At 70.9% G+C, this 25,918-nt stretch carries 26 protein-coding genes; 15 read left to right on the plus strand and 11 right to left on the minus strand.

Going from position 1 to position 25,918, the window contains the following annotated elements:
* Positions 1-91: 91 nt before the first annotated feature.
* From ACO0M4_RS14865 to ACO0M4_RS14875, 3 genes are all read right to left on the minus strand, one after another.
* Complete coding sequence (locus ACO0M4_RS14865; RefSeq protein ID WP_430370586.1) at positions 92-2,293, minus strand: HelD family protein; 2,202 nt, start codon at positions 2,291-2,293, stop codon at positions 92-94.
* Between the two features lie 297 nt (positions 2,294-2,590).
* A complete protein-coding gene (otr(A), locus tag ACO0M4_RS14870; RefSeq protein ID WP_430370588.1) occupies positions 2,591-4,561 on the minus strand; it encodes a tetracycline resistance ribosomal protection protein Otr(A) in 1,971 nt (656 codons plus the stop codon).
* A gap of 218 nt (positions 4,562-4,779) precedes the next feature.
* Positions 4,780-5,049: a GlsB/YeaQ/YmgE family stress response membrane protein gene (locus tag ACO0M4_RS14875; protein ID WP_430370589.1), complete on the minus strand. Its 270-nt coding sequence runs from the start codon at positions 5,047-5,049 to the stop codon at positions 4,780-4,782.
* Between the two features lie 201 nt (positions 5,050-5,250).
* Here ACO0M4_RS14875 and ACO0M4_RS14880 point away from each other — a divergent pair, with 201 nt between their 5' ends.
* The 3 genes from ACO0M4_RS14880 (at position 5,251) to ACO0M4_RS14890 (ending at position 7,197) form a co-directional block, all read left to right on the plus strand.
* Positions 5,251-5,688 carry a MarR family winged helix-turn-helix transcriptional regulator gene (locus ACO0M4_RS14880; RefSeq protein ID WP_430370590.1) on the plus strand — a complete coding sequence of 146 codons (438 nt, stop codon included), beginning with the start codon at positions 5,251-5,253 and terminating at the stop codon, positions 5,686-5,688.
* Positions 5,689-6,036: 348 nt separating this feature from the next.
* Positions 6,037-6,711, plus strand: coding sequence for a VC0807 family protein (locus tag ACO0M4_RS14885; RefSeq protein WP_430370591.1), 675 nt, complete (start codon positions 6,037-6,039; stop codon positions 6,709-6,711).
* 195 nt (positions 6,712-6,906) lie between these two features.
* Positions 6,907-7,197, plus strand: coding sequence for a hypothetical protein (locus tag ACO0M4_RS14890; RefSeq protein ID WP_430370592.1), 291 nt, complete (start codon positions 6,907-6,909; stop codon positions 7,195-7,197).
* 67 nt (positions 7,198-7,264) lie between these two features.
* On the opposite strand, the gene ACO0M4_RS14895 is transcribed toward ACO0M4_RS14890, so the two are convergent.
* The 4 genes from ACO0M4_RS14895 to ACO0M4_RS14910 form a co-directional block, all read right to left on the minus strand.
* Positions 7,265-7,888, minus strand: a complete 624-nt coding sequence (locus ACO0M4_RS14895) for a flavodoxin family protein (RefSeq protein ID WP_430370594.1) — start codon at positions 7,886-7,888, stop codon at positions 7,265-7,267.
* Between the two features lie 149 nt (positions 7,889-8,037).
* The gene (locus ACO0M4_RS14900; RefSeq protein ID WP_430370595.1) at positions 8,038-9,183 is read right to left on the minus strand and encodes an FAD-dependent oxidoreductase; all 1,146 of its coding nucleotides are present in this window, start codon (positions 9,181-9,183) and stop codon (positions 8,038-8,040) included.
* A 56-nt stretch (positions 9,184-9,239) separates the two neighbouring features.
* Entirely contained in the window at positions 9,240-9,968 is a 729-nt protein-coding gene (locus ACO0M4_RS14905) for a TetR/AcrR family transcriptional regulator (RefSeq protein ID WP_430370597.1), read from the minus strand.
* Positions 9,969-10,033: 65 nt separating this feature from the next.
* A complete protein-coding gene (locus tag ACO0M4_RS14910; protein WP_430370599.1) occupies positions 10,034-10,597 on the minus strand; it encodes a glycoside hydrolase family 25 protein in 564 nt (187 codons plus the stop codon).
* A gap of 537 nt (positions 10,598-11,134) precedes the next feature.
* Here ACO0M4_RS14910 and ACO0M4_RS14915 point away from each other — a divergent pair.
* From ACO0M4_RS14915 to ACO0M4_RS14925, 3 genes are all read left to right on the plus strand, one after another.
* Positions 11,135-11,998, plus strand: a complete 864-nt coding sequence (locus ACO0M4_RS14915; protein WP_430370601.1) for an AfsR/SARP family transcriptional regulator — start codon at positions 11,135-11,137, stop codon at positions 11,996-11,998.
* A gap of 362 nt (positions 11,999-12,360) precedes the next feature.
* A complete protein-coding gene (locus tag ACO0M4_RS14920; RefSeq protein ID WP_430370603.1) occupies positions 12,361-12,693 on the plus strand; it encodes a hypothetical protein in 333 nt (110 codons plus the stop codon).
* 1 nt (position 12,694) lies between these two features.
* The gene (locus ACO0M4_RS14925; RefSeq protein WP_430370604.1) at positions 12,695-13,801 is read left to right on the plus strand and encodes a M14 family metallopeptidase; all 1,107 of its coding nucleotides are present in this window, start codon (positions 12,695-12,697) and stop codon (positions 13,799-13,801) included.
* Between the two features lie 114 nt (positions 13,802-13,915).
* On the opposite strand, the gene ACO0M4_RS14930 is transcribed toward ACO0M4_RS14925, so the two are convergent.
* The 3 genes from ACO0M4_RS14930 to ACO0M4_RS14940 form a co-directional block, all read right to left on the minus strand.
* Complete coding sequence (locus tag ACO0M4_RS14930; RefSeq protein WP_430370605.1) at positions 13,916-14,923, minus strand: DUF2278 family protein; 1,008 nt, start codon at positions 14,921-14,923, stop codon at positions 13,916-13,918.
* A 40-nt stretch (positions 14,924-14,963) separates the two neighbouring features.
* Positions 14,964-15,800 (minus strand): DUF6424 family protein, encoded by an 837-nt coding sequence (locus ACO0M4_RS14935; protein ID WP_430370606.1) that lies wholly within the window; start codon positions 15,798-15,800, stop codon positions 14,964-14,966.
* Between the two features lie 454 nt (positions 15,801-16,254).
* A complete protein-coding gene (locus ACO0M4_RS14940) occupies positions 16,255-16,809 on the minus strand; it encodes a PadR family transcriptional regulator (protein WP_430370608.1) in 555 nt (184 codons plus the stop codon).
* Between the two features lie 81 nt (positions 16,810-16,890).
* Here ACO0M4_RS14940 and ACO0M4_RS14945 point away from each other — a divergent pair, with 81 nt between their 5' ends.
* The 9 genes from ACO0M4_RS14945 (at position 16,891) to ACO0M4_RS14985 (ending at position 24,802) form a co-directional block, all read left to right on the plus strand.
* Positions 16,891-17,934 (plus strand): alpha/beta hydrolase, encoded by a 1,044-nt coding sequence (locus tag ACO0M4_RS14945; protein ID WP_430370609.1) that lies wholly within the window; start codon positions 16,891-16,893, stop codon positions 17,932-17,934.
* A 202-nt stretch (positions 17,935-18,136) separates the two neighbouring features.
* The gene (locus ACO0M4_RS14950; RefSeq protein ID WP_430370611.1) at positions 18,137-19,426 is read left to right on the plus strand and encodes an aminotransferase class I/II-fold pyridoxal phosphate-dependent enzyme; all 1,290 of its coding nucleotides are present in this window, start codon (positions 18,137-18,139) and stop codon (positions 19,424-19,426) included.
* Between the two features lie 137 nt (positions 19,427-19,563).
* Complete coding sequence (locus ACO0M4_RS14955) at positions 19,564-20,124, plus strand: GNAT family N-acetyltransferase (protein WP_430370612.1); 561 nt, start codon at positions 19,564-19,566, stop codon at positions 20,122-20,124.
* Between the two features lie 235 nt (positions 20,125-20,359).
* Positions 20,360-20,806: a hypothetical protein gene (locus ACO0M4_RS14960; RefSeq protein WP_430370614.1), complete on the plus strand. Its 447-nt coding sequence runs from the start codon at positions 20,360-20,362 to the stop codon at positions 20,804-20,806.
* Between the two features lie 465 nt (positions 20,807-21,271).
* Entirely contained in the window at positions 21,272-21,538 is a 267-nt protein-coding gene (locus ACO0M4_RS14965; RefSeq protein WP_430370615.1) for a hypothetical protein, read from the plus strand.
* Between the two features lie 96 nt (positions 21,539-21,634).
* Positions 21,635-22,564, plus strand: a complete 930-nt coding sequence (locus ACO0M4_RS14970) for a MetQ/NlpA family ABC transporter substrate-binding protein (RefSeq protein WP_430370617.1) — start codon at positions 21,635-21,637, stop codon at positions 22,562-22,564.
* Positions 22,561-23,421: a methionine ABC transporter ATP-binding protein gene (locus ACO0M4_RS14975; RefSeq protein ID WP_430370618.1), complete on the plus strand. Its 861-nt coding sequence runs from the start codon at positions 22,561-22,563 to the stop codon at positions 23,419-23,421. The genes ACO0M4_RS14970 and ACO0M4_RS14975 overlap by 4 nt, the downstream gene beginning before the upstream one ends.
* Complete coding sequence (locus ACO0M4_RS14980; RefSeq protein WP_430370620.1) at positions 23,418-24,083, plus strand: methionine ABC transporter permease; 666 nt, start codon at positions 23,418-23,420, stop codon at positions 24,081-24,083. The genes ACO0M4_RS14975 and ACO0M4_RS14980 overlap by 4 nt, the downstream gene beginning before the upstream one ends.
* Before the next feature lie 194 nt (positions 24,084-24,277).
* Positions 24,278-24,802: a hypothetical protein gene (locus ACO0M4_RS14985; RefSeq protein ID WP_430370622.1), complete on the plus strand. Its 525-nt coding sequence runs from the start codon at positions 24,278-24,280 to the stop codon at positions 24,800-24,802.
* A gap of 99 nt (positions 24,803-24,901) precedes the next feature.
* On the opposite strand, the gene ACO0M4_RS14990 is transcribed toward ACO0M4_RS14985, so the two are convergent.
* Positions 24,902-25,657, minus strand: coding sequence for a dienelactone hydrolase family protein (locus tag ACO0M4_RS14990; RefSeq protein ID WP_430370624.1), 756 nt, complete (start codon positions 25,655-25,657; stop codon positions 24,902-24,904).
* Between the last annotated feature and the right edge of the window lie 261 nt (positions 25,658-25,918).

Below are 25,918 nucleotides of genomic sequence, written 5' to 3' on the forward strand. Positions count from 1 at the left end.
CCACGGGCGGTCACCGCCGCGCGGTGCGGGCCCTCGCCGTCTCACCCGTACGGCGAGGGCCCGCACACCGCCCTTCGCGTCCCGCGCCCGGTCAGCCCACCAATCCGGCCAACCCCGCGGGCAACGCGCCCGTGTGGAGCACACCCAGCCGCTGCGTCGCCCGGGTGAGCGCGACGTACAGATCGCTCATCCCGAACTCCGCCGGTTCCGCCACCAGGACGGTGTCGAACTCCAACCCCTTGGCCTGGCGCGGATCGAGGACCACCACCGGCCGGGTCAGGTCGGGGGCGGGGCCGGCGGACGCGGCCGGGAGGGCGGCCGCCAGGGCGGCACAGCGCTCGCGCGGCGCGATCACGGCGAGCCGGCCCTGAGCGTCGTACCCCGTCTCGCGCGCCACCGCCTCCGCGACGGCCCGCGGCAGGTCGTCGGTCCGCTCGGCCCACGGGTGGACGCCGGTGGAACGGATCGACCGCGGCGGCACGAAGGACGGGTCGGCGGTCCGGGGAATCTCCGCCGCGACCGTCATGATCTCGTTCGGCGTGCGGTAGTTGACGCCGAGTCGGACGTGCTCCCAACGGTCCTCGACGTACGGCGCGAGGATCGTCTCCCAGGCACCGCAGCCACCCGGTTCCGAGGTCTGCGCGGGATCACCGACCAGGGTCATCGAGCGGGTCGGGCAGCGACGCATCAGCAGCCGCCACAGCATCGGTGAGAGCTCCTGTGCCTCGTCGACGATGATGTGGCCGAAGGCCCAGGTGCGGTCGGCCGCAGCGCGTTCGGCGGCGCTGCGGTGATCTGCCTCCTCCTGGCGTTCGGCGAGCCGGTCCGCGTCGATCAGGTCGTGCGCGGCCAACACCTCCGAGTCCTCGTCCTCCCGGTCCTCGAACTCCTGCGTGCGCGAACCGTACGAGAGGTCCAGCACGCCCTGCGCGTAGGCGATGCGTTCCTGGCGTTCCGCCTCGGCGGCGGCCCGGGCGGCCGCGTCGTCCTCGCCGAGGAGTTCGGCCGCCTCGTCCAGCAGCGCGACGTCCGCCGGGGTCCAGGCACCTTCCGCGCGGCGGATCGCCGCCGCATCGGCGTCGGGGAGGTGGACCGGTTCGGCGAGGAAGTCGGCGACGAGCTGCTGGGGGGTGAGGGGCGGCCACAGCTCCTCGATGGCACGGTGCACGTCGCGGCTGGTGGCGATGGCCTTGCTGAGCTGGGCGACGTCGTCCGGGCCGAGGAGGTTGGGGCCGCCGTAGGGGTCGGCACCGATCCGCTCGGTGAGTTGGGCGGTGAGCGCGTCGATCACGTGGAACGCGAAGTGCGGGCGGGCGAGGTTGTGCGGCAGCAGGGTGGCCCGGGCCCGCCGGCGGGCCGCGTCCGCGATCTCCGCGTCCAGGTGCAGTTCGCCGTCCTCGTGGTCGATGACGAGGACGGGATCGGGAAGTGTCTGCCGGTCGGCCACGAAGCGCGCGAGGGCGTCCGCCATCGCCGCGTCGCCCTTGATCTCGGCGGCGCGGGGCGTGTCGGTGCCGGTCACGGTCACGCCCGGGAACAGCTCGCCGGGCGTCGCCAGCAGCACGCCCGTCTCGCCGAGCGACGGCAGCACCTGGCCGATGTAGCCGAGGAACGCCGGGTTCGGCCCGACGATCAGCACCGCGCGGCGGGCGAGTTGCTCGCGGTGCGCGTACAGCAGATACGCGGCGCGGTGCAGCGCCACGACCGTCTTGCCGGTGCCCGGACCGCCCTCCACGACGAGGACGCCGTGGTGCGGGGCGCGGATGATGCGGTCCTGGTCGGCCTGGATGGTCTGCACGATGTCGTGCATCCGGCCGGTGCGCGCCGCGTCCAGCGAGGCCAGCAGGACGGCGTCCGCGTCCGCTCCTTCGTGGCCGGTGCGTTCGGTGTCGGCGAGATCCAGGATCTCGTCGTGCAGTGCGGTCACCCGGCGGCCCTCGGTGGTGAGGTGGCGTCGGCGCCGCAGGCCCATCGGGGTGTGCCCGGTGGCGAGGTAGAAGGGGCGGGCGACGTCGGCCCGCCAGTCGATGACCAGCGGAGTGCGTTCGGCGTCGGCACGCCGGATGCCGATCCGGCCGATGTGGTGGTCGCGGCCGTCCCGGAACGCCAGTCGGCCGAAGCACAGTCCGTGTTCCCCGGCCTCGAAACCGGCCAGCAGCTCGGCCTGTTCGGCGACCATCACGTCCCGTTCCAGCCGTGCCTGGAACGTTCCCCCGGTCTGGGGGAGGGCTCGATCCATGGCCGCCCGTGCCCCGGATCGCAGGGCGTCGAGGCGTTCGTGGAGCAGGTCCATGAATTCCTGCTCCTTACGCAATTCCTCGTTTGACAATTCAGCTCCGCTCGAATAGACTGTGCCGTAGTGAAATGAATTGGGTTGCTTTTCTCGCGATATGCAAACGCTCAATATACGCGGAGAAATACCCCGGTTGTCAAACCTCGATCGCATGCGGATGCGTCGGGGTTTTTTCTTTTCTCCGGCACGGTGCGCGGGCCGGGGCGGGCTGGCCGACGGACCGGCCGCCGGCCGGGATTTCCTCAGCCGGCCCGGCCGAGGAAATCCCACCGTGGTGCCGCGCGTTCGGCCTGCGGATCAGTGTCCGAGTGCCCGGGCGGCCGTACTGCTCACGGGCCGGTCCCCGCCGGGCCGGGACCACCACAGGGCCTCACCACGGGTCAGGCCGGGCAGCCGGTGTTCGGCGGAGCGCACCCGACTGGCCGGGATCGTTCCCTTGACCAGCCACGACGTCAGCCCGCCCGCGGTGTCCTCGATATCGGCCCCCAGGGCGGCGAGGCACGAGGTGACGGCTGGCAGGGTGTCGAGGGGGATGTCCACGTCGAACGCGTGGCAGGGCTCGTAGACCTGGGTGCCGGCACGCTCCAGGGCACGGCCGAGGACCACCGGGGTCAGGCCCCGGAAGTCACGCGCCGTACTCACCGGGCTGGCGAAGCCCGAGCGGATGAGGGTGACGGCGCAGTCCGTGACCGGCCAGCCGCGCGGGCCGGAACGGAGAGCGGTGTGCACGGTCTCCTCGATGGCGGTGTGGAAGGCGTGGGGGAGGGCGCCCAATTCGGTTTCGTACCGGAACACAACTCCGGAATTCCGGCGCGCGGGCTCGACGCGCAGCCCGACGGTGGCCACGAAACCACTGGGACTGGCTGCTTTCCGGCCCATTTCCTCGGACGCCTCGCCGACGCCCACGGGGCGTTCCAGGCAGACGATCCGGCTGGGTTCGAAGACCGCCTCGATCCCGAAGTCGTGGGCGAGCGTCGTTGCCAGGATCTCCTTTTGGATCTCGCCGTAGAGCAGCACCGATGTGGCGCCTTCGGGCCCGGTGTCGGCATGGATGAGCGGGTCCTGCTCGGCGAGGTGCTGTAGCGCCGCGTACAGGCGGGCCGCCGCGCCGGGTGCCTGGCGCCGGGGGCGGACCAGCGTCCGGAGGGTCGGCGCGGGGAAGTGCGGCGGGCGCGGGCCGTCGTCCTGTCCGGCGGGGTCGGTGAGCCGGTCGCCGACCCGGGCCTCCGGGAGGCCGCTGATCTTCCCGATGTCGCCCGCGGCCAAGTGCCGGGTGGCGTCGCTGCCGGGGCCGGAGCACCCGACGATGTGGAGGGCCGTGATCTGGCCGGGGTACGCCAGGGGCGTGCCGGCCGGGCCGTGCCGGTGGAGGGTCACGCGCTGGCGGGCGGCCAACGTGCCGGAGAACAGGCGCACGTAGGCGGTCTTCCGCCCGGACGGAGCGCGCTCGACGGCGAACACCGTGCCGCGCGGGGGCGCCGCACCGGCCGGGTCCGCACTGCCGCCGACGAGCGCCGGCCGGAGCAGGCCGGTGATGCCGTCGATGAGCGCTCCGATGCCCTGTCCGCTGCGCGCCGAGCCGAACTGGACGGGATGCACCCGCCCCTTCCGGGTGTGCTCGGCGAGTGCGGTGCGCACCTCGTTCGGCGTGGGGAACGGACCGTCCACGACACGGGCGAGCAGGGCGTCGTCGACCTCGGCGAGCGTTTCGGCGACGCGGGTGCGGAACTCCGGGTCGTCGAGCGCCCGCGGGACCGCGCGGGCCGACGGCGTGCCGAGGTCCCGCACCGCCGTCATCGGGACGAGGTGCGGGGCCAGCTTGCGCCGGATGTCGGCGAGGAGCGCGTCCCCGCGGGCGCCCGGCCGGTCGATCTTGTTGACGAAGAGCAGCACCGGGAGTCGCAGCTCCCGCAGCGTCCGCATCAGGACGCGGGTGTGTGCCTGGACCCCCTCGACGGCGGAGAGCACCAGCACGGCGCCGTCCAGGACGCCGAGGACGCGCTCCACCTCGGCGACGAAGTCGGAGTGCCCGGGGGTGTCGATCAGATTGACCTGCGTGGCGCCGACCGTGAAGGAGGCCACCGCCGAGCGCACGGTGATGCCGCGCTGCCGCTCGATGGCGCCGGTGTCGGTCTGGGTGTCACCGGCGTCGACGCTGCCGAGCCGGCCGATGGCGCCGGTGTCGAACAGCAGACGCTCGGTCAGGCTGGTCTTACCCGCGTCGACGTGCGCGAGAATGCCGATGTTCAGGGTGTGCTGGATCTGCATGGGTGCCGAAGTCCTCGAAATTCACCGTCCGGTAAGGGCGCTGGGGGTTTTCGAGGAATCGGCGCATGGCGGTGCTCCTGCTCTGCTGACGATCGGCCGGCGACCACCCTGGTGGCCTCGGGGTGGCCTGGGCAACTGGTTTTTCCCGTGCGGCGGGGCCGGAAGGCATCGCCCTCCGGCCCCGCCGGGTGTCGGTCCGCGCCACGTCGGACGCGCGGTCAGTGCTCGCGGTTGCGTCCCAGGGTGAAGCGGTAGAGGAGCAGGACGATGAGGGAGCCGACGATGGCGGCGATCCACGTCGAAAGGTGGAAGAAGCCGTTGATCGAGTGCACTCCGAAGATCACCTTGCCGAGCCAGCCACCCAGCAGGCCGCCGGCGATCCCGATCAGCATGGTGATCAGGCAGCCACCGGGGTCCTTGCCAGGCATCAGCGCCTTCGCAATGGCACCGGCAAGCAGCCCGATCAAGGCCCACGCGATGATTCCCATGTCCGCACCCTCTCCTGAAGACCGGCCGATGCGTACAGACTGGTTCCCCCTTCCGGGTCTTTCACGCGGGCCTGCTGCAATCGTGTGATGTGCGGTGGTGCCGGCTGGCACGGCAGCCTCCGGCCGCCCTCGGAGCGCCGGCGCGGGGACCTCGATCAACGTCGGTTGATTGGCCGAGTTGATCAACCTAGGCTTATCACCATGACTCAGAGCTCGGACGTCGACGACCTGGCCGGTGCGCTCTACGGAAGCATGGGGCTGCTGGCCCGCCGGCTGCGTCAGCTACAGGCGCCCGGCGACCTTTCGTTGCCCGAGCGTGCCGCGCTGGCGCGACTGGACCGGGGCGGCCCGGCGACGGCGGCCGAACTGGCGCGGGCCGAGCAGATCACGTCCCAGGCAATGGGGACCACGTTGGGCGTGTTGGAGGAGCGCGGCTTCGTCGAGCGCCGCCGCGACCCCGACGACGGCCGACGGATCATCATGTCGTTGACCGAGGCCGGCGTCGAGGTACTGCGACACAAGCGCGACGCCCGGGCCCAACAGTTGGCGAAGGCCCTCGGAGAGCGCTTCACCGACGCGGAGCTGGCGACGTTGAAGGCGGCGGCGCCGCTGATCGAGCGGCTGGGCGACAGCTTCTGACGCCGGAAGCCGGAGCCGAGCGGCACGCCTGGCCGCGCCGGCCGCGCCGGCCGCCGAGCCGACGCCGCCGCACCCGCCCGGTCAGCTCCGGCCGCCCGACGGCCGGGCGGACTCTTCCTACGAGCGGATCAGACAGGCCAGTTGGCGGCCCTCCACCCGATGGTGGAGCGGGCGGGCGGAGAGCCGGCGCGACGGGTCCGGCCTGGGGGCCGATGCCTCTCCACCCGCCCGACTCCTAGCGTCGAGGCAGGTCAACGTGGTGCCGGAGGGTCCGGTACCGGACCGTCGGAGGCCGTCGTGGGAACCGAGGGAACCGTACACACGCGTGGTGCGCAGCGATGGCGTGCCATGGGCGTACCACTGACCGTCAACCTCCTCCTACCGCTGGTCCTGTACTACGTCCTGCGCGCGCAGGGCGTCGCCCAGTGGCAGGCCCTGTTGCTGAGCGGTGTGATCCCGGCCGCGCACGCCGTGGGCACGGCCCTGGTGCGCCGGCGCGTCGAGGTCTTCGACCTCCTCGTGGTCGTGCTGCTGGCGGCGTCGGCGGGGCTCTCGGCGATCAGCGGCAGCCCACGGGTGTTGCTGTTGAAGGACGCGGGCATCCCCGCCGTCCTGGGACTGTGGATCCTGGGCACCCTGTTCGCGGCCCGGCCCTTCGCGTTCCACTTCGGGCGGCGGCTGGGCGGGCCGGCCGGCGCGGAGGCGGCCGAGCGTGCCTGGCGCGAACTCCCGGAATTCCGGAACGCACTGCGCGGACTGACCCTCCTGTGGGGTGGCGCGCAGTTGCTCGATGCCGCGCTGAGCACCGTGGCGGCGTTGGGGCTGCCCATCGACCTGGTGCCGGTGATCGGCAAGATCGAGTCCTTCGCGATCCTCGGCACGATGGTGGCACTGACCATGCGCCGCAGCCGCGCCTTCCGCGACCGGTACGGCATTCCGCTCTTCGGCCTGCCGGCGCCGGCCGCACCGCGGGCCTCGGGCGACGCCCGGAACCTCACCGCGAGCGACGCGATGCGGACGTGACGCCCGGCGCAGCGTCCGACGACGCAGCAGAGTGGGGGAGCAGGGGAGTTGGCGCGGTCGGCGTCACGGGGCGGCCGGTCCGTCGTTGGACCGGTCGACAACCTGCTCTCCCCTCATTTGGAGCCCTTCATGAACTCCGTTGTACGAGGCCGTGGATGTGGTCGTGGTCATGGGCGTGGCCGCGCGGTCGCGGCCGTGGCGCTCGCCGTCGGCGCGGTCCTGTTGCCGGTGGCGACCGCGGACGCGGCTGACCTCGGCATGATCACCTACACCACCCCGGCCGGCCAGGCCGCCACCTTGAAGCAGCCCGAACCCGGCCGTTGCTACGCCATCGCCGGCGCCGGCACCACCTCCAACCTCTCCCTGGTCGGCAAGACCGCCCACTTCTACGCCCGGCCGCACTGCGAGGGGCGGCCGGTCGCCGACCTCGGCCCCGGCAAGCACCGGAACCTGCGTTTCGCCTCCCTGCGCATCGACGCCGACTGAGCCGCGCCAGCACCGGTACGGGGCAGCGCCGGCGGGGTCCGCGCCCCGCCGGCGACCGGGTGGCGGGCTACGGCTGCGCCGGCTGTTCCTGGGAAGGGAAGCGGGCGAGGGCGGCCGGGCCTTGGAAGAAGCTCTTGGCGCGGACTATGGCGCGGTCGTCGTTCCGCACCTGACCGGGGCGGGAGCCGTTGCCGAACAACACCCCGCCGAAGTGCATCCGCAGGTACGCCGCGCTGTGGTGGAGGCTGGTCACCAGGCCGTCGGCGACGGTCTCGTCGTGGTCCGCCATGACCGTCACTCCCCACAGCGTCCGGCCCGCCATCCGCTCCTCGAAGTCCGAGCCGGGGACCGTCAGCCACCCCGACCAGTAGTCGAGGTAGCGCTTGGCCTGTGCGGAGAGGGTGTACCAGTACAGCGGCGAGGCGATGACCACGTCGGTGGCCCGGAGCGTGGCCTGTCGTAGTGCCTCCTCGTGCTCCCCGGCCGTCCAGGTGCCGGACTCGTGCCGGCCGTCCTGGAAGTCGGGCAGCGGCAGCCGGGACAGGTCCACCCACTCTTGCCGGACGTCGGAGGGGAGTTGGGCGGCGGCAGCGCGGGCGAGGATTTCGGTGTTGCCGTCGGGGCGGGAGCTGCCGAGGACGAAGAGGAACGAACGATCCGGGCCGGTGGCCGAGGCGTTGGGCGTGGTCATATCTGCTCCGGTCTAGGGTCTCCGGACTTGGCTGCCGCGGCGGCATGCGCCGATCGCCACCCGAAGGGGTCGGTGGGTTTCCCTGCTTCCAACTCCCCTGCACCGGGGTGTATTCCGAGGATCGGGTGCGCCGCTCACGCCCTGGGCGATCAGTGCTCGTGTTGCGGGCGGGCCGTGAACTGGTCCAGCAGATGCGCCAGGGCGTCGTCGCCGAACATCATCCGCAGGTTGGCGTCCGACTCGGCGGCGGAGGCGGCGCTGCGTGGGAAGAGCGCCTCCTCGTACGCGGCGAGGGCGACTTCGCGGTCGTCGGGGTGTGCGGCGAGGGCCTGGCCGAGTTCGGCGCCGTCCAGCATGGCGAGGTTGGCTCCTTCGCCGGCGAAGGGGGACATCAGGTGCGCGGCGTCACCCAGCAACGTCACACCGGGGGTGCGGGGCCAGCGGTGGCCGACGGGCAGGGCGTGGATGCGGCGGGGAACGAGTGCGCCGTCGGCGTCGGCGATCAGCTTCCGCAGACCGTCGTCCCAGTGCTCGAACTGGGTCAGGACGGCCTTCTTGGTGGTGTCCGGGTCGGTGAAGTCGATGGTGTCGAGCCACTCCTCGCCGGTCTTGAGGGCGGCGTAGACGTGCAGACTCCCGTCGCTCTCGCGGTGCGCGAGCAGGCCCTTCTCGTCACCCAGGCAGAGGAAGAAGCCGTCGCCGATCAGGGCGGCGCTGCCGGGGTGGCGGACGTCGGCCTCCCAGAGGTCGCTCTCCACGAACGAGATCCCCGTGTAGGCGGGGAGCACATCGGACAGCAGGGGGCGTACGCGGGACCAGGCGCCGTCGGCCCCGATGAGCAGGTCGGTGGTGATCGCGCTGCCGTCGGCGAAGGTGACTTCGTGCCGCCCGTCCTCCAGGGAACGGGCCCCGGTGGCCTTCCTGCCCCAGCGGACCGTGCCCTGGGGGAGGGCGCTCAGCAGCAGGTCTCGCAGCTGACCGCGGTCGACCTCGGGGCGGGTGCCGGTACCGTCGTCCTCCTCCGTCAGACGGACCGCACCGTGCGGGTCGAGGATGCGCAGCGCCTCTCCGCCGGGGTGGACCAAGGCGCGGAAGGCGTCGTACAGACCGGCGGCGCGCAGGGCGAACTGCCCGGAGTCCTCGTGGATGTCGAGCATGCCGCCCTGGGTGCGGGCGGCCGGTGAGTCCTCCCGGTCGAAGACGGCCGTCTCGATGCCGTGCACGTGCAGGACACGGGCCAGGGTCAGGCCGCCGAGGCCGCCGCCGATGACGGCGAGGGGGTGGTGGGTGGTCATGGGGGGAGAGGCTCCTTGGGGTGCGGTGTGCCCGGGGAGGGGCGCTCCGGGGGCGGTCAGGCGGGGTCGGTGCGGTCCGGCCGGGCGGTCTCCGACATCCCGTTGATCAGCACGTGGAAACCCCAGACCAGACGGTCTTCACCGGTGCCGGAGAAGAGTTCGGTGCCCAGCGCGGCGAGTCGTGGGAACGCCTCGGGGGAGGCGTTGAGCACCGCGGCCGTCAGGGCGTCGTGCTCGTCCTGGGCGTGTGGCGCGGCGTCGCGGGCGGACTGCTCGGCGGCGGTCGCGGTGCCGAACTGGAGGAGGGCGTCCACTCCCCAGGCGGCGCGGTCGTCGGGGACGCCGCCTTCGGCCAGCAGGGCCAGGACGGCTTCCAACAGCTCCAGGTAGTGCGGTCCCGACGGGCGGGTCACCAACGCCGAGCGGGCCAGTGCCGGGTGCCTGAACAGCACCGTCGTGTAGGACGACAGGATGCGCACCAGCCGCTCGCGCCAGGCGCCGTCGGCCCGGGCCGGCCGCAGATCGACCTCGCCCAGCAGGTCGTCCAGGACGGCTGCGTGCAATGCGGCGGTGTTGGCCACGTACACGTAGAGCGAGGCCGGGCCGGTGTCCAGCTCCTTGGCCAGGCGGCGCATGGTCACCCGTTCCAGGCCCTCGCTCCGCGTCAGCGCGACCGCGGTCGCGACGATCCCCGCACGGGTCAGGGCGGGTTTCGCGGGGCGCTCGCGGCGGCCGCGCGGGGCGGGGGGCTCGGTGGGCTCGGCTGGTCCTGGCGTGGTGGGCATGGCTCCAGCGTAACGAACACGTTCGTTACGAACAAGTACGTGGCGAACGTGTTCGTTGTGCCGGGCTATGCCGGGACGGCGACGTGGCGGGCCCAAGTGCGCAGTTCCGTCTGGTCCTTGAAGTTGCCGAGGTTCGTATCTATGGGTTTGTCGGTGTACTGGTGGAACAGCCACCGGCTCTTGATGTCCGGCTGGCCGGGCTTGCCGTTGTACTGGGCGATCCAGAGCCCGTTGCCGGCGAAGGACGTGGTGTCGCGGTGCAGCCAGAAGTCCCGGTTGCAGTACAGGATCGTCTGGTGGCCGGGGGTGCGCTGCTGCACCTGCTGGAGCCAGCTGTCCTTCCAGGAATTCGGGACGCGGGCGTCCTCCCAGTCGAGGATGAGAACGTCACCGTCGATCAGATTGATTTTCGAGAGGAAATAGTTGACCTGGGCGGTGACCGGGCCCGGGCGGGCGAAATGGTAGAAGCCGGTCACCAGTCCCGCATCGCGCCCGGTCTTTCGCTGGGCCACCCACTTGGGGTTGGTGTAGGTGGTGCCTTCGGTGATTTTGATGAACACGAAGTCGCTGCCGGATGTCTTGTATTTCTCCGGCTGGGCTGACGAAACGTCGATCCCTTTGACGGTCATGGTCGGTTCATTCCTTGCCGGTTATTGACGGTGCCTCTTTCGTTTTCCGGCGGATGGCGGCATGGCGCATCGCACCGTGGCGGTGAGGGAGGCGTCGCAGCGCCTTGGGAGGGCGTGCTGTCGGGGCAGCACCGGTGCCCCTGGTCGTGCGCAGGGGCCGTTTCCATTTTCTCGCCGTGGTGCGGCCGGGGCATCTGGAGCGGCGTGCTGCGGAGTGGTCGCGGTGGCGTCGTCGTGGCGATCCTCGGATCGCCACGGCACCTGGCGTTCAGACCTTTCCGGAGAGTGCGGGGAGTGCGGGGAGTTCAGGGAGTCCGGATGCCTGCTTGAAGTGGCAAATATTGTCCGTTCGACTTCCTCGGGTTCAACGGGCGGATGTCCGGGTCCTCTTTTCGGTGGTGTGGCCCCGGAGCATTCGACATCGGTCGGATGCGCGACGCACGATGGAGGAAAGGGATGCGCGAGGGCATATGACCCTCCTCATATGACCCGCATCCCATGGGAGTGTCTGGCCGGCCATCAGGAGATGCGGAGGCGATGAGCCACAGCATCGGTACGGATCTCGGCGCCGTGCGCGGAATCCCGGTGGTTCGTCCGCCCGGGACGGGGGAAGCGCAGTACGCCCCACCTCCACGCCGGAGCGCCGACGCCCGCATCGCGTTGCTCGGCGGCTTTCGGCTGGTCACCGGCCGCGATCCGGCACGGATCCCCGCGGGATCGGAGCGGTTGCTCGCCTTCGTCGCGCTGCATTCGGGCCCGGTGCCGCGGAGCGTCGTCGCGGAGAACCTGTGGCCGGACGTGTCCGATTGCCGGGCGTACGCGTCCTTGCGGTCGGCGCTCAACCGCTTGCGCGGTGCCGGGTGCCGGATCCTCGACGTAGGCCCCGTGGAACTCGCCCTCGCGGGCGGCGTGGGAGTCGATTTCCAGGAACTCAGGCCGCTCGCGCACCTGCTGGTCGATTCTGCTCTGGCGTCCCCAGGAACGGCCGTGTCCCTGGGCCTGGGCGCCTCGGAGATCGACGCGCTGTCCCAGGACCTGCTGCCGGGCTGGTGCGACGAGTGGGCGCTGCGTGAGGCCGAGGAATGGCGGCAACTGCGGATGCACGCCCTCGAAGCACTCGCCACCCGCTTCATCAGCGCCCAACACTTCGGTCACGCCGTGTGGGCCGCCGGTGCCGCGGTGCGCGCCGAGCCGCTGCGCGAGACCGCCCGGGCCATCCTGATCAAGGCGCACCTCGCCGAGGGCAACCAGTCCGAGGCCCTCCGCGAATTCCAGCGCTACCGGGCCCTGCTCCAGGCCGAGCTGGGGCTGCGTCCGACGGCCCGGCTGCTCGGTCTCGTCGCCGATCTGCGCTCGGCCGCGACCCGGTGCGCCGGCGGGCCCGGTCGCCCACGGGCATGACGCCGCGGTGACGCCGCGGTGACGCCCGATTGGGCATGCTGTCGTGAGCAGCTGGGATGCGTGCCGGCCGTCCGTTCCGCAGCCGGTACGCCATGGACTGACGGCACACCGTGGGTTGATCGGTGAGGGCGGTGCAGCCGTCAGTCCTTGAGCGTCGTCTTGCGGAGGTGCCGGAGGTGCCGGGCGGCGGGACGGCTGCGCCGGCACCACAAGGTCCAGGAAACCCCAGGACACCGGACAACCCCAGACATTGGACAACCCCAGACATCAGACAACCCCAGAGACCGGACAACCCCAGACATCGGATACCACGAGACGAGTCGTTGGACACCGCCACGGCTCGACACCACGAAGAGGCTGACATGTCGGAGCGCGAGAACATCCTGCACGTGCGGGTGACCGCCGACGACGCCGAGACGTTGCGGACCCTGCTGCGGGAGGAGCCACTGGACGTCGGCGGGCGCCCGCGGGAGACCCCGGGGCCCGGGAACGAGATGACCATCGAGGCGTATGTACCGCGCGGGAGGGCCGATCGCCTGGAGCGCGCGGGCGTCTCCGTGGACGTCCTCAGGGACGCGACCGAGACCGGGCACGCCCGGCAGGCGGAGGTCGGACGCGGCAACCGGTACGCCAACGCGGACGAAGTGCCGTACGGACTGGGCGAGATGGTGAAGGAAGAAGGGCCAGGAGGCTGAGATGTCGTACCTCAACACCACCGAGGTCGATTCCGCATTGGTGAACCTGTCCCGGGCCTACCCGGGGTTGAGTGAGCTGATCGACCTTCCCGAGCGGTCGATCGAGGGCGTCGACTGCCACGCTCTGCGCCTGGGCGCGGCACCGGCCGGCACTCGGGACTGCGTGATGCTCATCGGGGGCGTGCACGCCCGGGAATGGGGCAGTTGCGAGATCCTCGTCTACTTCGCCGCCGATCTGTTGCGGGCGTACACCACGGATTCCGGGCTGGTCTACGGCGGCAAGAAGTACACCGCAGCCGAGGTGAAGGCACTCCTGGGGAACGTGGAGATCGTGCTCTTCCCCCTGGTCAACCCGGACGGCCGGAACTACAGCCAGACCGCCGAACCGATGTGGCGGAAGAACCGCAACCCCGCCTACGGGAGCGGCCAGGGTGACTGCGTGGGTGTCGACATCAACCGCAATTACGACTTCCTCTTCGACGCCGCGACGGCCTTCTCGCCCACCTCGGGCGTGCGGGTGTCGACCGATCCGTGTGACCCGCAGCTGTACCACGGCCCCGCGCCGTTCTCCGAGCCCGAGACGCGCAACGTCCGGTGGCTGCTGGACGCCCACCCCCGGACCCGTTGGTTCATCGACGTGCACAGTTACTCGGAGGACATGCTGTACGTCTGGGGAGACGATCAGGACCAGTCCACCGACCCGTCGATGAACTTCCTCAACCACGCCTTCGACGGTCTGCGGGGTGATGCGGGGGACACCGGGTACCGCGAGTTCATCCCCAAGATCGACTTCGATCACGAGACCGCACTCGCCCGGGACTTCCAGGACGGGGTACAGGGGGTGCGCGGCCGGACGTACACCGCCAAGTCGGCCTTCGACCTGTACCCGACGTCCGGGACCAGTGACGACTACGCGTTCGGCCGGCACTTCGTCGATCCGTCCAAGGAGAGGGTCCTCGCCTACACCATCGAGTGGGGCACGGAGTTCCAGCCGTCGTGGAACGAGATGGAGAACATCATCAAGGACGTGAACGCGGGGCTCCTGCAGTTCTGCATCAACGCCCCGGCGACCGTCGCCACCTCCGCCGCCTCCACCGTCGTTGCCTGAGCGAATGCCTGAGTCCTGATTGGTGCCTGAGCAGGTCTGTGGGCCCGCCCCCGGCTGGGTGGTCGGGGGCGGGCCCACAGATGCAGGGGGATGCAGATGAATGGTGGCGGCCCGTCAGAAGGCGATCGTCCAGCCCTCCCGACGGCTCTGGTCCTCGGTGTAGGCGACGCCGTGGACGTTGAGTCCGGCCGGGTCGAGCAGGGTGATCGCTCCGCCGTGGTCACCGAGGTGGAACCCGTCGCCGCCGGCAACGGCCAGGGTGGTCCCGGGCGCGACCGTCTGCGCGGGCAGGGGGAGTCGGTGGCCCTGCTGGTCGGCGAGTTGCCAACCAGCCAGGTCGACGGGGCCGGGCGAGGTATTGAGCAGCGTGACGGATTCGGTGCCAGGCATCGCTCCGCCGGAGTGGACGAGCGCGGCCACGATGCGCAGGGGTGCGCCGCCGTCGCCGGGAACCAGGGCCTCGGTCTCGATGGTGTGGCCGGTGGTGTCGTCGGTGTGCCAGGACTGGGACTGGAAGGCCAGGAACACCGCGATCCAGCGCGACTCGGCCGGCACCTGGATCAGCAGTCCGCCGTCCTGCCAGACACCGTCGTCGTCCTGGAACCGGCCGGTGTTGCCTTGGTTCATGTGGATGTCATGGACCCCGTTGTCCGGCCGGAAGTGGAATGCCTTGTCGCGGACGGACGGTTCGGGGCCGAACCGCTGGCCGAACACGTACACCGCCATGGTGGGATCGGCGATGGCGCGTTGGACGTAGTGGTCCAGGAGGTCGGCCAGGTCGTTGTCCACGCCGGGCAGGTCCGGTGGCAGGATCCGCATCGCGGACGGGACGAACATGTTGCCGCGGATGTAGTCGAGACTGGCCGTACCCGCGTGTGATTCCAACGCCGTCCATCCGCTGCCTGCGTCCGGCAGCAGTTGGGTCAGCGGATGCCGGAAGTCGTCGTCGGCCAGGTAGCGCAGGTCGGGCGGGCTCTGTTGGGACAGGACGTTCACCGCGGCGCGGTAGTGGGTGCCGGCGTCGTCGGTGAGGTGGATCTGGTAGTGCGGGGTGCCGCCGGCGCCCTCGCGGCGCCGGTCCACGGCACGGCCAGCTAGGACGCCGTATGACGCGATGGGCATGAGGTGCCTCCAGGCAGACGGGGGAGTGTGACGACCCGACCTAGGCGAGTTGGGGTTGCTGTCGGCGGAACGCCTGCTGGGCCAGCGCGTCGTCGGCGGGCAGGACGGCCCCCTCGGCATCGGCGGCCAGGGCTTCGGTGTGGCCGGTCGTCTCGGCGCGCTTGCCGCCGCTGGGCGGTACGAGGTGTTTGGCGTACGGCGAGCTGGGGTGGGCGGCCAGGACGCGTACCCGGCCGTCGCCGGAGCCGCGCGGGGCGACCGGGACGACTGCGACCGAGAGACCGTTGCTGTCCTCGACGAACAGGCTGAAGTCGTCGAATCGGAAGTGGTCGATGTCCACGATCGGCTTCGGGTAGTGGTGGTAGCCGGCCGCTGTCGGGAGCACCCCGGAGTGGGTACCGGCAGGTAGTGGCACCGAAGCGTTGAATATCGAATCGGTCCACTCGGACACTTGCTCGGCGGTCTGTATCGGGGTGTTCAGGAGCCGTTCGCCGTCTTCGTAGCCGAACTCCACATAGCCCGGCAGTGTGTCGGGGAACGCCGCGACCACGCGCGCCGCACAGGTGCGGACCTGGTCCACCTTCGCCGGGTCCGCGCAGAACTGTGCCGACCACTCGATGCCGAGCGGCAGGAACAGGCACAGCCAGCCGTTCGTGTCCTTGACCCACACCCCACCGCCGTGGTGGTCCTGGTACGGAGCCGGTGCGAACGTCCAGTCACTGGTCGTGTCGACGAGCTTGAGCATCAGTGCCCGGCTCGCCTTGTACTGGTCACTTTCGGTGCGTTGGGGGTGGTCCGCCACGGAAATCGTCCATGGGTGGTTCTCGTGCTCGGTGTGTGTCCCTGCCGTGGATTGGTTCCCTGCCGCGGTGTTCATGGTGATCTCCATCTGAGGGCCGGAAGCAGAGCTATGACTCGACCTGGCTCGATCCGCCGCACATGGAATCGCGCGGCGGAGAGGAATCGACAGCGGATCATGCGACCGCCTCGGGTCAACTCCCGGAATGCGGTGAGGGCATGAGTCGCCTATGAGTCACCCGCTATACAAGATGCTACCCCTGTTCGACCTGCTGGGACTGTCCGATGTCCCTTGTTCCTGGCGGCGACTGCGTTGTCACCAGGGGTAGTTGTTCCCGGGGCCGGATGCGGTTGGTGTGCCGCCGGCCAGTGCAGGGGATTCGCGGCGGCTGGAATCAGAGGTGTGGTTCCGCGGCGGAATTCGTGGTGCGGGGGTCGGCGGCCCGTCCGTGATTCCCGTATCCGGGCCGTCCGTGACGCCAATTCCGGTGTCGGAGTAACTCGTGACGCCCGGAATTTCGTGTGGCGGGGCGCTAGGAAAGGGGGTCGTCCAGGCGGCCCGGGTCGGCGGCCACCGATTCCCAGAACTCCGCGTGGGCCTGCTCGTGCAAGACGCCGAGCCGCAGCAATCGGGCCCGGGACCGCTGCCGCGAATCCTCCGCCGGATCGAGTTCGGCGCGCAGCGACGTGTAGTGCGCGAGCCATTCGCGGTGCCGTGCCGCCTGGCGGGTGGCGAGCGCGACGATGTCCGACGGGTCGCCGAGGTCGGCGAAGAAGAGCTTGAGCTGTGCCGGGTCGCGGGTTTCCGCCTCGGGGGTGTCCGGGTCGGCCAGCCAGCGTGCCAGTGCGGCGCGGCCGGCGGTGGTGAGGTGGAAGACCCGGCGCCGCCGCCCGGTGGTCTCGGACTCCTCCCGCAGCAGACCTGCCTGCGCCAACTCGGGCGGAATCCGGTAGAGCTGCGCGTGCAGGATCGGCCAGAAGGGCTGGACGTCGTCCTCGACCCGGGCCTTGAGCTCGTACGGCGTCATCGGGCCGTGCCGGGCGATCAGGCCCAGTACGACGTATCTCGCCGGGCTGTACTCCGCCATCGTTCCCCCTGTCTGTCCCAGTCCCTTGACACGGTCTCATTGAGACCATACCTTTCCTTCCGTTGAGACGATATCAATGAGATGGTTGCGGAAGTGGCCGTCTCCTTGACGAAGAACGGGGACCGATACCGCATGGACGCCCGCACCACCTCGTCGCACCTCGCCGTGCATCCCGAACTGGCCGACATCTTCGCCACGTTGCCCGAGCGGCCGGAGAATCCCTACACCGATGTCGCGGCCCTCCGCGCCCACTTCAAGCAGCTGATGGCCCCGTTGATGCTTGCGCACGACAGCCGCGTCACCGTCCGGCACCTCTCGCTGCCCGGGCCGGACGGCAACACCCTCGACGTACAGGTGCTCCGGCCCGCCGGCGCGGAGGGCGTACTGCCGGGCGTGCTCTACCTCCACGGAGGCGGCTTCGTCTACGGGGAACTGGACGGGCCCAGCCCCATGGCGCGCGACGCATGCGTCGCGGCCGGCGCGGTCGTGGTCAACGTCCACTACCGACTGGCTCCCGAACACCGCTACCCCGCAGGCGTCGAGGACTGCTACGCCACCTTGGAATGGATGGTCGCCAACGCCGGGGAACTCGGCCTGGACGCCGAACGGATCGCCGTCACCGGCGCGTCCGCGGGCGGCAACCTCAGCGCCGCCGTCTGCCTCATGGCGCGCGACCGCCAGGGCCCCCGCATCGCTTGGCAGGGGCTCCTCATCCCCTGCCTGGACGACCGCCGCCGCACGGCCTCCGCGCGACGCTTCACCGACCGCCGGATCATCAGCGGCGCCGGCATCGGGCACACGTGGGACACCTACCTCGGCCCCGACCGCGACCCGGACACCCCCGCCTACGCGGCTCCCGCCCGTGCCGCCGACCTCGCCGGCCTCCCGCCCGCCTACGTCCTCACCTGCGGACTCGACCCCCTGCGCGACGAGGGGCTCGACTACGCGCGCCGCCTGGCCGAGGCCGACGTCCCCGTCGAGACCAAGGACGTCCCCGGTGCCTGGCACTTCTTCGAAGGTTATGCACCCGGCTCCGAACTGGCCCGGCGCACCACCGCGCACTGGTTGGCGGCCCTGCGCAACGCCCTGGCCTCCGCCCCGCCGCATCCGGTGACGCAGGGCTGACCGCGCCGGGCGGACCGCGCCGGGCCGCCGCGAGCGCCCGCGCGGTGCCAGGCACCCGGCGGGCACCGGTGAGGCGCTTGCCCGGCACCTGCCAGGCATCGGTCGGGCAGAAATGGGCAGGTGTTCCTGATCCGACCTGGCTACCGTTGGCGCTGCCCCGCGCCGGCACCGGCCGGGGGCAGGACCCGACGAAGGACGAGGAATGGACCTGACCGTACTCACGCCCGCCGAACTGTCCGACCGGCTCACCGCGCTCCGTGACGAGCATCACCGGCTCACGCGCCGGGGCCTGCGCCTGGACCTGACCCGCGGCAAGCCCGCCGCCGAGCAGCTGGCGCTGTCGCAGCCCTTGCTGGATCTGCCCGGCCTCGACGACCACACCGCGCAGGACGGCACCGACTGCCGCAACTACGGCGGCCTGCACGGCCTGCCCGAACTGCGGGCGACGTTCGCCGGACCGCTCCAGGTGCCGGCGGAGCAGCTGGTCGCCTTCGGCAACTCCAGCCTGGAGTTGATGTACGAGTGCCTGGTGGACGCCGTGCTGTTCGGTGTGGCGGGTGCGGCCGCGCCCTGGCAGCGGGAGGGCCGAACAGCCATGTTGTGCCCGGTGCCCGGCTACGACCGGCACTTCGCGATCTGCGAGAAGCTCGGCATCGACATGATTCCCGTGCCGATGACGGAGACCGGCCCGGACATGGCCGAGGTCGAACGCCTCGTCGCCGACGAGCGGGTCAAGGGCATATGGTGCGTCCCCAAGTACAGCAACCCCACGGCCGTCACCTTCTCCGCCGAGACGGTGCGCCGCCTGGCCGCCATGGAGACCGCCGCCCCCGACTTCCGCATCTTCTGGGACAACGCCTACGCCGTGCACCGCGTGGCCGGGACGGGCGAGCCGCTGGCGGACGTGCTCGGCCTGAGTGCGGAACACGGCCATCCCGACCGGGTGTTCGTCTTCGGATCGACCTCGAAGATCACCACGGCCGGCAGTGGCGTCGCCTTCTTCGGCTCCTCGCCGGCCAACGTCGCCTGGCTCCTCGGCCACCTCGCCAAGCGGACGATCGGGCCCGACAAGGTCAACCAGCTGCGGCACGCCCGCTTCCTGCCCGACGCGCCGGCCGTGCACGCCCACATGGCACGCCACGCCGCCGTGCTGCAACCCAAGTTCGAGCTGGTCAACGCCGTACTGGAGAAGCGACTCGGGGACACCGAAGTGGCCTCCTGGACCCGTCCCCAGGGCGGTTACTTCGTGAGCCTGGACGTCCTGGACGGCTGCGCGGCCCGCGTGGTGGCACTGGCCGGGGAGGCGGGCATCGCCCTGACGCCCGCCGGGGCCACCTTCCCCTACGGCAAGGACCCCCGGGACCGCAACATCCGCCTCGCCCCCAGCTACCCGGGCCCGGACGAGCTCCGCGACGCGGTGGAGGGCCTGGCCCTGTGCGTCGAACTCGCCGCGGTGGAACGCCTGTTGGCCGTGACTGACGAACCCGCCTGAGCGACGGCCGGGCGGCCCGCTCCGCGGCGGCTCACCACCCGGGACGACCAGGACCGCACCCGTGAGAAGATCCCGGCGCGAGCGGTGCCTGAGCGCGCCATGGGAACGGCAACCGGCTGCGGCCGTGGAGGGTGACGGTGTTCGCGATAACCCTGGGTACGGACGGCGCGGAGCTGCGGCCGCTGGAGCCGTGGCAGGCCGATGAGTTCCTGGCCCACATCGACCGTGGCCGGGAGTTCATCGGCCGGTACAACGGACTGCCGGACGTCATCACCGACCTGGCGTCGAGCCGCGCGTACCTCCAGTCGTACGCCGAGAAGACCGCCTCCGACACCGGGCGGATCTACGGCATCCGGGCGGACGGCGAGCTGGTCGGGGCGATCCTCCTGCGGACGATGGACATCGAGCAGGGCGTCGCCGAGGCGGGCTGCTGGTTGGAGCCGTCGGCGGCCGGGAAGGGGCTGGTGACCCGGGCCGTACGTGCGGTCGTCGACTGGGCCGTCGAGGCACGGGGGATCCACCGCATCGAGTGGTGGGTCGCGTCGGCGAACGCGCCCAGCATCGCGGTGGCCCGCCGGCTCGGCATGACGAAGGAAGGCGTGCTGCGCGAGAACTACTTGTACCGCGGGGAGCGGCACGACATGGAGATCTGGTCCGTGCTCGCGCCGGAGTGGCGGGCGCACAAAGCATCGTCCTGACGCGGCGATACGCTCCGGCGAGAGGCACGTTCCGTGTTTCCCGACCTACGCTGCGGAACGTCCGCCGGTCTGTGTCGGCCCGGGTGGCGCCGCCGGGTGCAGCGGTCGTAGCCTCTCCGCAGAGAGAGGCAGCGACAGCCCCGCGGGGACGTGTTCGGGCCGTGACGGGAACCGCACCCTGCGTCGCAGCCGGTGTCCGAGGCGTCCACCCGTGCGAAGCGGCTGAGGAGCGGATATGCGAGTTCACAGGGCAACGGCAGCACTCATGGTCTGTGCCGGGGTGGCACTGGCGACGGCCACCATGCCGGCATCCGCGTCCACCGCCCCCGCACCGTCCACCGGCAACCGCGTGGCGGTCATCGACTGCACCGGGAACGCCCAGCAACGACCCGGCACCTTCATGCTCGCCTGCGGCGACGGCAACAACGTCCTGACGTCGTTGCGCTGGTCGCAGTGGCAGTCCGGGTCCGCGGTGGCCCGGGGCACGGACATGGTCAACGACTGCCGGCCCTACTGCGCGGCAGGCCACTTCCACGGCTACCCCGTCAAGGTGCGCCTGGACAACCCGCAATCCCGGTCCGGTCACTCCGGGCAGCGCCACTTCACCCAGGTCACGTTGACGTACCCCGCTGACCGGCCGGCCGACACGCCGCGCGTCGTCACGTGGAAACTCTGGAGCTGACGACACGGTCCCGCGTCGGGGCGGGAGGTTCCCCGCACCGGCGCGTCCCAGTGAGCCGGTCCTCCGGCGTCCTGGCCAAGTCAACTGGCCCACATCGGCGAGGTGTTCGCCCCCGAGCCCGGTCGAACCGTAGTCGGCCCGGTCCTCGCGGACCGCGGAGAGCTGCGGACGCCGCTGGCGCGGAAGCGAGTGGCCGAGTTGCCAGTCCATGGCGTCGACCTTGCCGCAGAGGCCGATCCGCTTCTTTGCGTCGGTGGGCCGTGGACCGGGACGCCTCCAGTAGCACCGGTTGACGTCGGGGGAGGAGATCCCGCCGCAACTCTTGAAGGTGTAGTCGCCCTGCGGGCCCGGTTCATACCGCGTTTCCTCTCGGTGCCTGTGTGCCGCACGACCGCGGCACACAGGCACCGTAAGCCGGTCCAGACCTTTCCAAAGTCCCAGGTCAGGGCATTTATCAAGGCTGCAATGAAGGGTTCACGCAACTGCCTGGCGCGGCCCGCTCGGTGCGATAGCGTCTGGAATCTGGAACGGATCCTCCTCGCCGGTGTCCCACCGAGCCCCACCCGACGGGCCACCGGCTGCGGCATCCGCGGTCGCTGCCCGCGGTACGCCGCGCTGTCCGCGCCACGCGACGCCGACCGCCGTATCCACTGCGAACGGCAAGCCCCGACCCTGACCGCACCTGGTCCCGGCCGCGCCGCGGTCGCCTGCCGCTGCGCCGAACTGCCGTAACCGGCCCGGCTCCACGCCCACCCGGCCCGGGGTGCCGCTCCTCCACAAGAGTCCGGCGCCCCACACCCACACCCACCACCCAAGGGAATGGCAACGATGCACCACATCACCTCGCGCACCGCCGCACGGCGCTCCGACCCGAGACGCCCCACCGCACCGCGCCGCCGCGCGCTCCTGGCGACCGCCGCCGCGACCACCCTCGCCCTCGTCGTCGCGGGCTGCGGCTCCGCCGGCTCCCAGGCCCACCACATCCGGGTCGGCGTCAGCGGGGACTCCACCGAATGGGACGTGCTCGCCAAGGAGGCGAAGAAGGAGGGCCTCGACGTCGAGGTGGTGCCCTTCGACGACTACTCCCTGCCCAACAAGGCGCTCGCCGCCGGCGACATCGAGCTCAACGCCTTCCAACACCTGGTGTTCCTGGCCCAGTCCAACACCGAGAACGGCACCGACATCGTGCCGCTGGCCCCCACCAGCGTCGTCCCCATGGGCCTGTATTCCAAGAAGGTCGAACGGCTCGCCGACCTTCCGGACGGCGCCCGCATCGCCCACCCGAACGACCCGGCCAACGAAGGCCGCGCCCTGCGCCTGCTGGCCCGCGCCAAGCTCATCGAGCTGAAGAAGGGCACCGGACTCTTCGCCACCGCGGACGACATCGCCGCCAACCCCCACCACCTGCGCTTCACCCCCGTCAACGCCCAACAGACCCCCCGGCTGCTGTCCGACGTGGACGCGGCGGTCATCAACGACGGCGTCGCCACGCTGTCCGGCCTCCGCGCGCAGACCGCACTGTTCAAGGACGACCCGCACAGCCCGGACATCCGCCCGTACCTCAACGTCATCGCGGCCCGTGCCAAGGACCGGGACTACCCGGACTACGCCAAGGTCGTCAAGCTCTACGCGAGCAAGGCGGTACAGGACGAGGCTCGACGGACGTCCAACGGCACCGCCGTCCACCTCAACCTCTCCGCGGCCGAACTGGCCCACGAACTGGCCCGTGTCGACCGACAGCTGAAGGGGACGTCATGACCACCCCGCCCCACTCCGCAACACCCCGCCACGTCATCCAACTCCACGACGTCACCAAGGAGTTCACCGGCGGTACGGTCGCCGTCGACCGGGTGACGCTCGCCGTCGAACCCGGCAGCGTCTTCGGCATCGTCGGCCACAGCGGCGCCGGCAAGTCCACGCTGCTACGGCTGATCAACCTGCTGGAGACACCCACCTCAGGCACCGTCACGGTGGCCGGGCAGGAACTCACCGCCCTCGGCAGCCGCGAACTCCGCGCCGCCCGCCGGGACATCGGCATGGTCTTCCAACAGTTCAACCTCTTCCGCTCCCGCACCGTCCTGGGCAATGTCGCCTACCCCCTGCGGCAGGCCGGAGCCTCCCGGGCGCAGTCCCGCGAACGGGCCGCGGAAGCCCTGCACTTCGTCGGACTCGCCGAACAGGCCCGGCGCTATCCCGAGCAGCTCTCCGGCGGGCAGCGGCAGCGCGTCGGCATCGCCCGCGCACTGGCGACCGAGCCCCGGGTACTGCTCTGCGACGAGGCGACCTCGGCCCTCGACCCGCAGACCACACAGGAGGTGCTGGCGCTGCTGCGACGGGTCAACGACGAACTGGGCGTGACGATCGTGCTGATCACCCACGAGATGGAGGTGGTCCGGGCGGTCTGCGACCGGATGGCGGTGCTGGACGGCGGACGGATCGTGGAGACGGGCCCGGTCCACGAGATCTTTGCCGCGCCGCAACACCCCACCACCCGGGCGTTCGTCCGCAGCGCCGTGCAGGCCTCGCCGCTCCTCGACCTGCTCCCCGCGGCGCTGCGGAAACACGGTGTGTCCGAGGCCGTCGCCGCGTCGGTACTGGCGGAGGTGGGCGCATGATCCAGCAGGATTGGAGCCTGCTCTGGCCCAAGATCGTCGATGCCACCGGCGCAACGCTGTACATGGTGCTGGCCACCCTCGCCTTCGCCGGCCTGCTCGGCCTGGTCGTCGGACTGGCCCTCTACGCCACCCGGAAGGGCGGGATCCTCCAACAGCGCGCCGTCTTCATCGTCCTCAGTACGGTGGTCAACGTCGTCCGTCCGGTGCCCGCGCTGATCGCGATCGTCGTCCTCTCCCCGATGACCCGGGAGTTGATCGGGACCGCGGTGGGCACCGATGCGGTGATCTTCCCGATGACGGTGATCGCGACGTTCGGGGTGGCCCGCATCGTGGAGAGCAACCTGCTCGCCGTCGAGCCCGGCGTCATCGAGGCGGCCCGCGCCATGGGCACCGGACCGGTCCGGATCCTGCTGACGGTGCTGGTACCGGAGGCACTGGGACCGCTGATCCTCGGCATGACGTTCATGCTGGTCGCCCTGATCGACTTCTCGGTGATCGCGGGCACGGTGGGCGGCGGGGGAGTCGGCAACCTCGCCATCACGCACGGCTATTTGCGGTTCGACACCCGGGTGATGGTGGTGACCGTCGTCATCCTCATCGTGTTGGTGCAGGCGGCGCAGCTGCTGGGCAACGTCCTCTCCCGCAAGGTGCTCAGACGCTGACACCGACCATCGGGCGGCGTCCGCCAACGCCCCGGCCACGGCCCGGAACAGGCACTCGGATACCCTGACCGCTGCCGCAGCGCAGGCGGCGCCCAACTGCCGGAGGACCGTCCGGCGGCCGCGGGCGCCACCACGATCCGGGAGCCCGGGCCGGGGCGGCCCAGTGGACCCGCCCACCGACCGCAGAGGGAGACATGCGCAACAAGCACGGACTGGTACGCGTGGGACTGGTGGCACTCCTCATGGCCGGCCTGGGCGCGTGCGGCACCGGCCCGAACGGTGCCGCGGGCCCGGGCAACGACGGCCGCGGCACCGGTACGAGCGGTCAGGGCGCTCCGCCGCACCAGGACGGCGTCTTCGGGCTGCGGTCCGGCGTCCGCCACCTCACCCAACAGACGACCAGCGGCACCCGCCCGCACCTGGTCACCACCTGCACGCCCGCCACCAGGCAGGTCAAACACACCAAGCGCAGTGGCCGCAGCAAGAAGACCTGGTACACCACCGAGCACTACCAGGACTGCCGGAAGACCGCCAGGGGCACCGAGACCTACCGCCGGGTGATCCGGCCGGAGCGGTGGTGCGTGAAGCTGGACGACGTCAACGGCGACCCGAAGAAGGACGCCGTCTGGTACCGCGTCACCTCCACGACCTACCACCAGGCACTCGGCACGGACACCCGCGCCCGCCTGCGGTTCACCCCGACCGGAACCGGCTGTTGATCCCCGACGGCACCGCCCGCGGCAGCACCCGGGCGGTGTCCCGGGCGGCCCGGTAGCCGGGGTTGGTCGCCCGGCCACCGAGCCCGGTAGCGCCCTGCCTCAGAGCGTCCGCCCGAAGAGGTCCAGCAGCGCCTGCCAATGACGCTCGCTAGCTTCGGCGTTGTACGCGGCGGTGTCGGCCTGGGTGTACCCGTGGTGGGCACCCTCGTACAGTTCGCTGCGGTACCGGATCCCCGCAACGTCCAGCGCCCGCTCCAGAGCCTGGATCTGCTCGGTCGGCAGCGAAGCGTCCTGGTCGGCGTGGCCGAAGTACAGCTCCGCCGTGATCCGGTCGAGGAGTCGGTGCGGGCTGTCCTCCGCTTCGGTCACCAGACGGCCGGCGTGGAAGGAACCCACCGCCGCGACCCGGTCGGGGTAGGCCGCGGCGGTACGGAGCGCGAGGACGCCGCCCATGCAGTATCCGGTGGCGCCCACGGGGCCGTCGGCGACCAGTGGCGAGGCGGCCAGCCAGTCGAGGTAGGCACCGGCGTCCCGCATCGCCAGCTCGGGGGTGAGCGCCTCGATGAGGGGCATGAGTTGGTGGAAGAGCTCGGGCCGCTCGGCGGGATTGATATGTTCTGGCAGCTCCACCAAGGGAGCGCGTCCGGCGCGGTGGAGGACGTTGGGCACCAGCACCGCGTAGCCGTGCCCGGCCAGTCGCCTGGCCATCTCCTCCAGCCTCGGGCGCAACCCGAAGGCGTCCATGTAGAGCAGGACTCCGGGGTGCGGGGCGCCGTCGTCGGGGTGGGCGAAATAGGCGTCGGCGGTACCGTCCGGTGTGGGGAGGTCGAGTGATACACCCTGCACGTTGGTCATTTCCACACCGTACCCCTTGGCCCGTACAAGTGTTGCTCAGGGAGCGGGGGAGGCTTCCCGAGGCGGGCGCGACGGTCAACGGCCGGGCCGGCACGTGCGGGAACTCGTCGAAGTCGGGACGCTCAGCCGCGCCCGTCCCGCCACCCCTCCGGGTGCCTGCGCCGGCGTCTTCCTCGATCAGCCGAGAGTGTTCTCTCAAGGAACGCAGCAATGGCCTTGTGCCGCAAGGGAGTTGAGGGGAGAGGGGGGAAGGTGGACGGG

Source organism: Streptomyces sp. RGM 3693, assembly GCF_050471125.1.
GTDB lineage: Bacteria > Actinomycetota > Actinomycetes > Streptomycetales > Streptomycetaceae > Streptomyces.